A 6,971-nucleotide genomic window follows, 5' to 3' on the forward strand; every position below is an offset into this window, starting at 1 on the left:
CAACCCGGTCGGCGCCCGGGAGGCGGCCGCCGCCCTGGACGTCCTGGAGGCGGCCCGCCGTTCGGCCCGCGACGGAGTGGTGGTGTCCCTGTGACGCGCGAACAGGCTCCCGCCCCGACCGTGGAGGAGCTGGAGGCGCAGGAACGCCGCCTGGTCTTCCGCCGGTTCACCCACGACGACGCGTGGGCGCTGGGCTCGCTCCTGGTCGAGCTGGCCCGGGAGCGCCAGGCGCCCGTCGCCGTCGACATCCACCGGGCCGGCCAGCAGCTCTTCCACGCGGCCCTGCCCGGCTCGACCTCGGACAACGACGCCTGGATCGCCCGCAAGCGCCGGGTGGTGGAGCGGTACGGCTCCGCGTCGTACCTGGTGGGCGCCCGTTTCCGGGCCAAGGGCACGACGTTCGAGGACTCCTCGCGGCTCGATCCGGACACGTACGCGGCGCACGGCGGTTCGTTCCCGGTCACCGTGGAGGGCGTCGGGGTGATCGGCGCGGTGACGGTGTCGGGGCTGCCGCAGGTGGAGGACCACCGGCTGGTGGTGGAGGCGCTGGAGCGCTTCCTGGGCGAGTAGCCCGGACGGCCGCCCCCGGGAATCAACTCCGGATCCCTCCGGTTGGCACGCGACGTACGACGAGAGACGATCACGTGCCAACCGGAGGGACCGCAACCCATGAACGACGCGACGGCCGCACTGAAGGAATCCGTCGGGCGGTACGGGATCTGGAGCACGCACCTGCGCGCCGAGGACCCGGAGGGTCGGGGCGAACGCGCCGAGGCCGCCGCCGAGTTGGAGCAGCTCGGCTACGGCGCCCTGTGGCTGGGCGGCAACAGTTCCGCCGCGCACGCCGCCCCGCTGATCGAGGCGACCTCGCGGATCGTCGTCGGCACCAGCATCCAGAGCATCTGGGAGCACGAGGCCTCCGCCGCCGCGGCGGGCTTCGCCGAGCTGGAGGTGTCCCACCCCGGCCGCTTCGTGCTCGGCCTCGGCGTCAGCCACGGCCCGCGCGTCGAGGGGTACAGCCGCCCGTACTCGACGATGGTCGGCTACCTGGACGAGCTGGACAAGGCCGGGATGCGGTCGGGTCACCGGGTGCTGGCCGCGCTCGGCCCGAAGATGCTGGAGCTGTCCCGGGACCGGGCGGCGGGCGCGATCCCGTACCTGGTCACCCCCGAGCACACCGCGCAGGCCCGCGAGACGCTCGGCGAGGCCCCGCTGCTGGCCCCGGAGCTGAAGGTCGTCCTCGACGCCGACCCGACCGGCGCCCGCGCGACGGCCCGCGCCTACCTGGCCATGTACCTGCGGTTCCCGAACTACACCAAGAACTTCCTGCGCCTCGGCTTCACGGAGGCCGACGTCGAGAACGGCGGCAGCGACCGCCTGATCGACGCGGTCTTCGCCTGGGGCGACGAAACCACGATCAGCACCCGCATCAAGGCCTTCCACGACGCGGGCGCCGACCACGTGGCCCTCCAGGTGGTGGAGCCGGACACGACCCCGATGCCGAGGGAAGGCTGGCGCAAGCTCGCCTCACTACTGACGTGAGCGAAAACGCGCCCCAAAGGGGCGCGGGGAACTGCGCGACCAGCCACAACCGGCCCGCAGCCGACAACGCACCGGATTCCCCCGCCCCCAGCGGAGCGCTTACGCGTTCTTCAGCTCCTGCCGCTGCCGCCCCAGCCCCTCGATCTCCAGCTCGACCACATCCCCCGCCCGCAGATACGGCTTCGGCTCCGCCTGCCCCATCGCCACCCCCGCCGGCGTCCCCGTGTTGATCACGTCACCGGGCCGCAACACCATGAACTGGCTGACATACCGCACGACCTCCCCCACCGAGAAGATCTGCTCCGCGGTCGTCCCGTCCTGCTTCAGCTCCCCGTTCACCCACAGCCGCAGCGGCAGCCGCTGCGGGTCGGGCACCTCGTCGGCGGTGACCAGCCACGGGCCGAGCGGGTTGAAGGTCTCGCAGTTCTTGCCCTTGTCCCAGGTCCCGCCCCGCTCGATCTGGAACTCCCGCTCGGACACGTCGTGCGCGACCGCGTACCCCGCGACGCACGCGAGCCCTTCCTCGGCCGAGTCGAGGTAGCGGGCCGTACGGCCGATCACGACCGCGAGCTCCACCTCCCAGTCGGTCTTGACGGACCCGCGCGGCACGAGCACGGTGTCGTCCGGCCCGACGACCGTGTCCGGCGTCTTGAGGAAGACGACCGGCTCGGCGGGCGGCTCGGCCCCCGTCTCGCGGGCGTGGTCGAAGTAGTTGAGCCCGATGCACACGACCTTGCCGATGCGCCCCACGGGCGGCCCGACGCGCAGCCCCGTGGCGTCCAGGACGGGCAGCTCACCGGCCTCGGCGGCGGCCCGTACCCGGTCGAGGGCCGCGTCGTCGGCGAGCAGGTCGCCGTCGATGTCCGTCACCACGCCCGACAGGTCCCGCAGGGTGCCGTCGGCGTGGAGCAGCGCCGGTCGCTCCGACCCCGCCGTACCGACTCGCAGCAGCTTCATGATCCACAACTCCCTCACTCGCGGGCGCCCGCCCGATGAGGTGCGACCTGGTTGCGGCAGTGCGCAGCCATCGGTGGACTTGTTCGATCGTCCAAGGTCGGCTTCCACTCCGCAATACCCCGTTCACGTACTGGACCGTAGCCATGGCCCGGCGGCCCTGCTCAGCGGTACAGGACGGCCCGTTCGACGGCGCTCCAGGTCGTGCTGGTGACGATGTAGAGGGCGGCGGCCAGCGGCACGACGGCCACGGTGACGAGCGTGAAGAAGGACATGAACGGCATCACCTTGGTGATCGCCCCCAGCCCCGGCACCTGCTGGTCCCCGGTCCCGGCGGCGGGCAGCATCGGCTGGTCGGCCATCCGCTGCCGGGTGAGCCGGTAGCTGAACCCGGCGACACAGGCGACCAGGACGAACAGCCCCGCGTACACGAGCCCGGCGCCGCCGAGCAGCCCCTCGTCCCCGAGCGCGTCGGCCCACCGTCCGCCGAGCGGCGCGGCGAGGAGCTGGTGGGACAGGAGGCCGTTGGCCTCGCCGCCGATCGAGCTGTTGGAGAAGAGGTGGTAGAGGAGGAAGAACGCGGGGAGCTGGCACAGGCTGGGCAGGCAGCCGGACAGCGGCGACACCTTCTCCTCGGCGTGCAGCTCCAGTACGGCCTTCTGCAACTTCTCCGGGTTCTTCGCGTGCTTGCGGCGCAGCTCGGCGACCCTCGGCTGAAGCTCGGTGCGCGCCTTCTGCCCGCGTGCGGCGGCCCGGGACAGAGGGTGGACGAGGAGCCGTACGAGGGCCGTGAACAGGACGATGGCGGCGGCCGCGGCGGAGGCGCCGAACAGCGGCTGGAGCAGGTCGGCGAGGTGCTCGACCAGGCTGGCGAAAACGGACATGGGTGAGGAGCCCTCCGGGGGTCTCGTCGTGCCGGTGATCAGGTGTGATCGGGGTGTGCGGCATGACGACCCGCGCGGGAGCATCGGGCCTTGCGAAAGTGCGAGGTGAGGGGATGCCCTACGCGGCGGTCGCCGGGAGGGCGTGTCCGGGTGCTCGGGGCCTGCGGCGGCCGGGGGCGTCGGGATCGCGTTGCGGCAGGAACGCCGTACGCCGGTCCCGGTCCCTGATGGCCGTGCGCACCCGGGTGGGCGGCACGACGGGCACGCAGCGCGCGGCGATGACGGCGCACACGGCGAGCGCGGAGCCGGCCGCGGCGGTCGCGGCGAGCGCGACGGTGGCGGAGAGGCTGCCGACGTCGACGAGGGCGACGGGCAGGATTACGAGCAGCAGCACGAGGAGGGGACGCGGGACGGCCCGGTCTCGGGTCATGAGCGGCTCCTCCTCTCGTACGCGCGTTTGCCCCAGTTATACAGCAGGACCCCGTACGGCCCTCACGGGTTGCGTGGGAGGCCGGGCGGTCCCGGTCAAGGGCCGGCGACGAGCCGGCCGAGCCGCATGGCCAGCCACGGCTTGCGGCCGCCGGCCCGCATCCGGCCGCTCGCGACCGCCTTCCAGATCGGCGTGCGCCGGAAGGAGACGAGGAGGAAGGTGGCCGGCGTCGCGACGATCCGGCAGTCGTAGGCGCGCGGCGGGGCGTCGCGGGTCACGGTCACCGTTCCGTCGTGGACGACGACCGCGAGGCGCGGGCCGCCCTTGACCGCGAGGTCGAACGCGATGTGCACGCCCCGCGACTTCACGGGGTCCAGGGCCGCCGCCATCATCGTCGGCATCGACTGCCCCAGGACGAGGCGGGCCTCGTCGTCGCCGATCGTCCAGGGGAGGCGGGCACCGCGCGCGACGTCCAGACCGTGGACGAGGGTCTCGCTGAGCAGCAGACCGGTCATCGTCGCCAGGGTGAACGGCACCTCCCCGTACCAGGGCGCGGCGACAGGGGTGTCCGGGGCGAGGCCCTCGGTGACGCGCAGGAACGTCTCGCCCCGCTCGGCGACGACGTCGGGCACCCTCGCGCGTTCCGCACCGCCGAACAGGGTCACGGACCGGTCGTTCATGGCTGTGATCCGCTCGACGAAAGTGCCTTCGGCGGGCGGCAGGACGTCGTCCCACTCCATCGCGTCGTCGGGCGAGACGAGGGAGGTGTACGCGAGGTACACGGCCGCGAGGTGCGCGCCGACGTCGCCGACGGTCCAGTCGGGGACGCCCGACCCCGCGTCCCGGTCGGGCACGGTGCGGAGCAGCGCGACGAGGCGTGGGACGGCGTCGGCCAGCGCGGCGCGGGTCTTCTCGTGCTCGGTGACGGGATCGAACGTCGTGACGGTGCCCACAGCACTCCCCCGGGTCGCGGACGGAGCCGAAGATTACCGCCGAGTAGCACGGCTGCGACAGCCCTCGCGCACCTGTGAGCTCTCCGGACAGGCTCAGGCGGGATCCGACCGCTGGGGCCGGTCGGCGCCGCCCTGCGCGTCGCCGGTGTCGATCGGCTGGAGGAGCCGTCTGCGCTGGAGCAGCACCCGGCTGACCGGGTTCGCCGGGTCGGGGTCAAGGCCGGGTCCCGGCACCATCTCGACGTCTCGGACGGCCACGGCGATTCCGCAGGCGGGGCATTCGCCGTACGGGCCCAGCGGCGTGCCGCAGTCGGCGTGCCGGAAGGAGCGCAGCGGCTGCCCGCCGAGGTGGTCGCGGCCCCACAGGCCGAGCGCGCGCAGGGCCGGCCACAGGGCGATGCCGCGGTCGGTGACGACGTACTCGTCCCGGGGCGGCGACTCCTGATACCGGCGCTTCTCGAGGATGCCCTCGGCGGTGAGCGTCTGGAGGCGGTTGGCCAGGACGGCGCGCGGGATGCCGAGGTGGACGAGGAAGTCGTTGTAGCGCCGGACGCCGTAGAGCGCGTCGCGGATCACCAGCAGCGTCCAGCGCTCGCCGACGACCTCCAGCGCGCGGGCGATCGCGCATTCCTGCGCCGCGTAGTCCTTGCCCAGTGCCATGGGGACCACTGTAGCCACTTTCCGAGAAGTGGGTTCATTCATCGAACCGACGGTGCTAGGTTGACCGGCCTGAGGGTCAGTTCATTCACCGAACTTACCTATGGCCCTCGGGCCCATGGACCGAGAAGAGCGGACAGACATGACCGACATCGGCACGGACTCCACCGCACCAGCCCCGACCGGCACCACCACTGGCACCGGCACCGGCACCGGCGTCGTACGCCGGAAAGGCCGTCCCGACCGGCACGGGCCGCCGCGCCCCGGCCTCACCCTCGGCCTCACCAGCGCCGCGACCGCCGTGGCCCTGATGACGTACACCGCGCCGATGGTCTCGCTCCCCGAGACCGCCGCCGACCTCCACACCCCGCTGTCCGCCCAGGCCTGGCTGCTGAACGGCACCCCGCTCGGCCTCGCCGCCCTGCTTCTGGTCGCGGGCTCCCTGGCCGACGACTACGGGCGCCGCCGGCTCTTCGTCTCCGGCACCCTGGCGCTCGGCATCACCACCGCCCTGGGCACGTTCGCCACCACGACGTGGCTGTTCACCCTGGCCCGCATCGCGCAGGGCGCGGCGAGCGCGGCGCTGCTGGCCAGCAGCCTGGGCCTGCTGGTGCACGACTTCCCCACCCCGGCCGGACGGCTGCGCGCGACCGGCGTGTGGGGCGCCTTCGTGAGCGGCGGCATCGCGGTGGGCCCCCTGATGACCGGTTCGATCCCGAACTGGCGCCTGTCGTACGGCATCCTCGGCGCCGCCACGCTGGTCGTCGCGGTACTGGGGGCGCGGTTCCTGTCGGAGTCGCGGTCGCCGCGGGGTGGCCGGCCAGACCTCGCCGGGGCGGTGACGTTCGGGCTGGCGCTGGTCGCGCTGGTGGCGGCGGTGACGCTGGGCCGGGACGGCTGGCTGCGCGCCCCGGTGGGGCTGCTGCTGGCGGCGACCGTGCTGCTGGGCGGCCTGTTCGTGCTGCTGGAGCGCCGCGCCGCCACACCGATGATCGACCTGTCCCTGCTGCGCCGCGCGCCCTTCCTGGCGTCCTCCGCCGGCGGCCTGTTCACGGGCCTGTCGGTGATCGGGCTGTTCAGCTTCCTGCCGGCGCTGCTGCAACAGCGGATCGGCCTGTCCCCGATGGACACGGCGTGGCTGTTCCTGCTCTGGTCCGGCCTCTCCTTCACCGTCGCGCTCCAGGCCCGCCGCATCGCCCACCGCGTGCCGCCGCGCCACCAGTTGACCGTCGGCTTCGCCCTGCACGCGGCCGGCGCCCTGACGATGCTGGGCGCGGTCGGCGCCGGTTCCTGGACGCGCCTCCTTCCCGGACTGGTCGTCGCCGGGGCGGGCAGCGGCCTGCTGAACGCCGCGCTGCCGCTGCTCGCCGTGGAGTCGGTCCCGGCGGCCCGGGCGGCGATGGGCTCGGGGGCGCAACAGACGTTCCGCTACGTCGGCTCGTGCGCCGGCGTCGCGCTGACGATCGCGCTCGCCACGTCGTCGGGCGACCTGGGACGCGGCACGGACGTGGCCCTGTGGGTGTCGGCGGGGCTGGCGCTGGTGGCGGCGGT

At 73.3% G+C, this 6,971-nt stretch carries 8 protein-coding genes; 3 read left to right on the top strand and 5 right to left on the bottom strand.

What is annotated here, in order from left to right; all coding sequences use genetic code 11:
* Nucleotides 1-90 precede the first annotated feature (90 nt).
* Together GTW67_RS27915 and GTW67_RS27920 are read left to right on the top strand one after the other, a co-directional pair.
* On the top strand, nt 91-570 hold the full coding sequence (locus tag GTW67_RS27915; RefSeq protein WP_161167537.1) for a heme-degrading domain-containing protein: 480 nt from the start codon (nt 91-93) through the stop codon (nt 568-570).
* Nucleotides 571-669: 99 nt separating this feature from the next.
* Complete coding sequence (locus tag GTW67_RS27920; protein ID WP_161167538.1) at nt 670-1,542, top strand: LLM class F420-dependent oxidoreductase; 873 nt, start codon at nt 670-672, stop codon at nt 1,540-1,542.
* Between the two features lie 99 nt (nt 1,543-1,641).
* On the opposite strand, the gene GTW67_RS27925 is transcribed toward GTW67_RS27920, so the two are convergent.
* The 5 genes from GTW67_RS27925 to GTW67_RS27945 all read right to left on the bottom strand — a co-directional run bounded on the left by GTW67_RS27925 (nt 1,642) and on the right by GTW67_RS27945 (nt 5,423).
* A complete protein-coding gene (locus GTW67_RS27925; RefSeq protein WP_161167539.1) occupies nt 1,642-2,499 on the bottom strand; it encodes a fumarylacetoacetate hydrolase family protein in 858 nt (285 codons plus the stop codon).
* A 161-nt stretch (nt 2,500-2,660) separates the two neighbouring features.
* The gene (locus GTW67_RS27930) at nt 2,661-3,380 is read right to left on the bottom strand and encodes a YidC/Oxa1 family membrane protein insertase (protein ID WP_161167540.1); all 720 of its coding nucleotides are present in this window, start codon (nt 3,378-3,380) and stop codon (nt 2,661-2,663) included.
* Nucleotides 3,381-3,498: 118 nt separating this feature from the next.
* Nucleotides 3,499-3,810, bottom strand: coding sequence for a DUF6412 domain-containing protein (locus tag GTW67_RS27935; protein ID WP_161167541.1), 312 nt, complete (start codon nt 3,808-3,810; stop codon nt 3,499-3,501).
* Between the two features lie 95 nt (nt 3,811-3,905).
* A complete protein-coding gene (locus GTW67_RS27940; protein ID WP_161167542.1) occupies nt 3,906-4,763 on the bottom strand; it encodes a maleylpyruvate isomerase N-terminal domain-containing protein in 858 nt (285 codons plus the stop codon).
* Nucleotides 4,764-4,856: 93 nt separating this feature from the next.
* A complete protein-coding gene (locus GTW67_RS27945; protein WP_161167543.1) occupies nt 4,857-5,423 on the bottom strand; it encodes a winged helix-turn-helix transcriptional regulator in 567 nt (188 codons plus the stop codon).
* A gap of 139 nt (nt 5,424-5,562) precedes the next feature.
* Between GTW67_RS27945 and GTW67_RS27950 the strand changes: the two genes are divergently transcribed.
* Nucleotides 5,563-6,971 (top strand): MFS transporter (locus GTW67_RS27950; RefSeq protein ID WP_161167544.1); only part of this gene is annotated, 1,409 nt, incomplete at its 3' end.

The organism is Streptomyces sp. SID5910 (genome assembly GCF_009862125.1).
In the GTDB taxonomy this organism is placed as follows: Bacteria; Actinomycetota; Actinomycetes; order Streptomycetales; family Streptomycetaceae; genus Streptomyces.